Annotated in this window: 4 protein-coding genes; 2 read left to right on the top strand and 2 right to left on the bottom strand. The window is 37.3% G+C overall.

Annotated features, from left to right (window positions below; genetic code table 11):
- Nucleotides 1-290: 290 nt before the first annotated feature.
- On the top strand, nt 291-1,745 hold the full coding sequence (locus DF281_RS14270; protein WP_109350926.1) for a zinc ribbon domain-containing protein: 1,455 nt from the start codon (nt 291-293) through the stop codon (nt 1,743-1,745).
- Between the two features lie 57 nt (nt 1,746-1,802).
- Complete coding sequence (locus tag DF281_RS14275) at nt 1,803-3,218, top strand: amidohydrolase (RefSeq protein WP_109350927.1); 1,416 nt, start codon at nt 1,803-1,805, stop codon at nt 3,216-3,218.
- Between the two features lie 53 nt (nt 3,219-3,271).
- Here the strand turns inward: DF281_RS14275 and DF281_RS14280 are convergent, their stop codons facing one another.
- On the bottom strand, nt 3,272-3,571 hold the full coding sequence (locus tag DF281_RS14280) for a rhodanese-like domain-containing protein (protein ID WP_109350928.1): 300 nt from the start codon (nt 3,569-3,571) through the stop codon (nt 3,272-3,274).
- A gap of 237 nt (nt 3,572-3,808) precedes the next feature.
- A partial coding sequence (locus DF281_RS14285; protein WP_146191520.1) for an RNA-guided endonuclease TnpB family protein occupies nt 3,809-4,212 on the bottom strand: 404 nt, incomplete at its 5' end.

Consider the following 4,212-nt stretch of genomic DNA (forward strand, 5'->3'; position numbering starts at 1 on the left):
AAACCTAAAATAAAAAGGCAATAAACCCTTTATATCAGTTTTCGAGTTACCAACGGTAACCCTCAAACTGAACGGTATTCATCCCCCACTTATAGAAGATGGGGAATTCTACCGAACAGATGTTAAAAAAGCGAATAACGCGATCATTAATTTCACCCAATCACCCTCCTCTTAAATCTGCTTATTCATTACTTATATTCACTTTTCCCACCCACGCACTAACACAAACATCACTCTTTTCGATTGGAAAAAATTCGGAATTCACTTATAATTTTCGTAGAGGTGATTGCATGGATTTATGTCCAAATTGTTTGCATGAAGTGTCAAAAAAAGACCGAATATGTCCTGTTTGCAAACAAAAATTAGTAAAGAAACGTAGTAAAAAATTTATGATTTCTTTCCTTTCCATCGTTATTTTAATCGGTGGTGTAGCCATTTTTTATAAAAATGCACATTCAAAAGACCGAATAATGAATAAATTCGAATCCGCATTAGCAAATCATGATGCTTCGGCACTTGAAAAGTTAGTCGTCCACACGGATTCTTCCAAGATTACAAAATCCGAGGCTGCCGCACTTTCAAGACTTGTAACCGCAGTCGGTGAAGTAAAAACTGCTGCTTATTTCAAAGCCGTCGAACAAAATGATTTAATGCATACATACAAAATGGTTGCACCCGAAGCTTCCATTGAAAAGAGTGTAAATCCAGATTTAACTTATGAAATCAAAGGTGTTTCATCAAAAAATGTAATACCAGGACTTTATGAGATTGAGGGCGTATTCCTACCGAAAGATTTTCCGACAACATCTATTGCAAAACAACTAGTCGTTGAACAGGATACACAAATTGATGAAGATTTATTTAATAGTTCTCCGATCAGTTTCCGAAATATTGATTTAGGTTTGATTTCGAATGTGGCACTTCAACACGGCAAAAATAGTGTGCCGATACTTACTTTAATCGAAAAAAGCCCCTTTTCAATTCCGAATCGATACAAGGCTGAATTCCGATTAGTTGCGGACTTACCTTGGGGGAAAACGACGAGCAAAAAATTATTTATCGACGAAGTGAGTTCAAGCTTTTCTGTAAATCTGGTAAATGAAGAAACGGAATCAAAAATGAATAAACTCGGAGAGCAGCTACATCTCGCACTAATGAAGAAGAATTTTGATACAACTGTCTTTTCGTCGAATGCATTAAAAAACATTAAAAAAATGAAGAAAACAGAAATTGAATATTCCTCTTCATTCCTTTCACCTGCAACGGTTGCGGTTGATGATGAAAATCATATTACAGGGTTAATTGCTTGGTACAATCATAATTCCGCCGATTATTTCAATCTATATTTAAAATATGATCCGGCAACGAATGATTTCACAATTGAAAAAGTTGGAGATATTTATAATTCCGATGAAAATTGGATGGATCATGTCTTACCTAATTTACCAAAACAACCGGAAAATCTTGTTGCGGCTTTTTTAAAAGCGAATTTCAATACTTTTTTAGATAATAGTGAGTTTGTTAAAAAGAATGTCGTTCGTTTAAATGCGACAACATTAATCATGGGGCAAGTACCTAATATTGAAGTTGAAAAATTCAATCGAATTGAAGATGACTTAATTGATGTGTCAATCATTCAATATTTTGGTGAGAGAAAACTTCATTTTGATGCAATCTTTTCTGCTAATAAAGATCAATATTGGCGAATTACAAAAATGACAGCATTAACAGAAAAAAATAATTAGGAGGTGATTTCGCTTTCTTTACAATCGTTTAAACAATATGAGAAAGAAGGTTATTGGATGGACAAGAAATCACTCGTAGCATTTATGAAGGAAAATGAAGAAAAATATGTAGAAGTTGCTTCTAAAATTTGGAAAAATCCACAAATCGGATTCAATGAAACTTTCGCATCCCAACTACAAAAAGAAGTTTTACAACAAGCTGGATTCCAAATTCAATCAAATATTGGTGATGTTGAAACTGCCTTTATCGCACAGTTTGGAAATGGTTCACCAATCATCGGGATTTTAGGAGAATTCGATGCATTGCCTGGTCTTTCTCAACAAATTGACCCTACTTTCAATCCAGTCGAAGCAAATGGACCTGGACATGGTTGTGGCCATAATTTACTTGGAACAGCAGGTGTTGAAGCCGTTATTTCGACGAAGAAATATATGGAAGAAAACAATATTCAAGGAACAATTCGTTACTATGGCTGCCCTGCTGAAGAATTGCTTTCTGGTAAAACATATATGGCGCGAGCAGGTGCTTTTGATGATTTGGATTTAGTCTATACTTGGCATCCTGGGAATTTTGGTATGACGACGAATCTTTCCATGCAAGCCTTATCAAGTGTGGAATACTTCTTCAAAGGACGTACAGCTCATGCTGCCGCTGCTCCGCATTTAGGGCGAAGTGCATTGGATGCTGTGGAATTAACGAATGTAGGTGCGAACTACTTACGTGAGCATGTTCCAGATGGTTCAAGAATTCATTATCAAATTACAAACGGTGGACTTGCGCCAAATGTCGTGCCTGAAGATGCGAGTGTTCTATACTTCTTGCGTGGGAAAAATCGTGCTGAAGTTGATGATTTACTACGCAGATTAAATCTTGTTGCCAACGGTGCTGCGATGATGACTGAAACGTCTGTAACATCTCAAATTACAGCGGGTTGCTATGATACTTTACCAAATATGACGTTGAATGAAGTGATGTATGAAAACGCGCAACTTCTACCTGAAATCGAATATAGCGCTGAAGAAGAACAATTCGCAAAAACATTGGAAGAAAATATTGATCCAGCCGTTGTCGCAAGTACGAAAGCGAATATCGGCCAATTCGGCGGTGATGCTTCTCAACCATTAATTCGTGGATTCAAGCATATTCCTCAATTATTTAGAATGTCGATGCCTGGTTCTTCAGATATCGGTGATGTTTCTTGGATTACGCCAATGGGGCAAGTGATCGCGCCTTGTTCGACCGCTTCTGTCCAACTTCATACGTGGCAAGCGACCGCTGTTTTCGGCTCTTCAATTGGCATGAAAGGGATGCATATGGCCGCTCAAATAATGGCACTTTCTACAATTGATGCATTGGAAAAGCCAGAAATCATCGAAAAAGCAAAACAGGAATTCGAGAAAAACAGTGCAGGAATCGCCTACAAATCTGCAATTCCAGATGATGTGCATCCACCAAAACCAGAATTCGTATAAAACTAAAAGGAGAAGGTTTGCATATGCAAGCCCTCTCCTTTATTAGTTACAAATTAAAACTCTAATTCGCCATCCCAAGCGCTCATGCCGCCCTCAAGATTTGTTACATCGTATCCTTTGCCTTCAAGGTATGAACAAGCACTGAAGCTACGTCCGCCCGCATGGCATACGAAAATATACGGTGTTTCTTTATTTAACTCGTTAAAACGTTCTGGAATTTGACCAAGTGGCATATGAATTGCGCCAGGAATAACGCCATTCGCTACTTCTTCATCTTCACGAACATCGACGATATGTAGGTCCTCGTTCGCATCAAAAAGATTTAAAACTTCTTCGGGTGTAATTGTTTTCATCAAAAATCCTCCTCATTTCAAACTCTTTTATAGTATAGTTGATTCTTACTAATTTAGAAAGACTTCAATTTTAGGTTTTTGAGCCATTTTCGAAATGATTTAGTTTTCTTGAACCTCTCATGACTAAAGTCACGAGATTCTTGGGAAGAGAGCATACTTGATCGCGTATTTCTTTACTACCAGAGGTTTCTCTTATTTACCAAGCTAGCCCCGTAGTCCCTACGGTTGTTGTATACTTTATACTAATTTGTGTAATCTAAGACCTTCGGTCAGAATATTGATACTAGCATTAATATCTCTGTCATGATGCGCATGACAAATAGGACACGTCCAATCACGAATGTTTAGAGCTTTCTTGCCATCTTTGTGTCCGCACTCTGAACAAATTTGACTTGATGGGAACCATTTGTCAATCTTGATAATTTCACGACCATACCAGTCAGCCTTGTACTGCAATTTTGCAACAAAACTAGACCAAGATACATCTGAAATACTTTTTGCTAGCTTATGATTACGCAACATACCTTTTGTATTTAAGTCTTCCATACAGATTATATCGTGATTTTTGATAATGTCTGTACTTAACTTATTCAAAAAGTCAGTGCGTTGGTTCATCACTTTTTCGTGCAACTTGGCTACTT

The sequence above is a fragment of the Kurthia zopfii genome (assembly GCF_003143955.1).
Classification (GTDB): domain Bacteria; phylum Bacillota; class Bacilli; order Bacillales_A; family Planococcaceae; genus Kurthia; species Kurthia zopfii.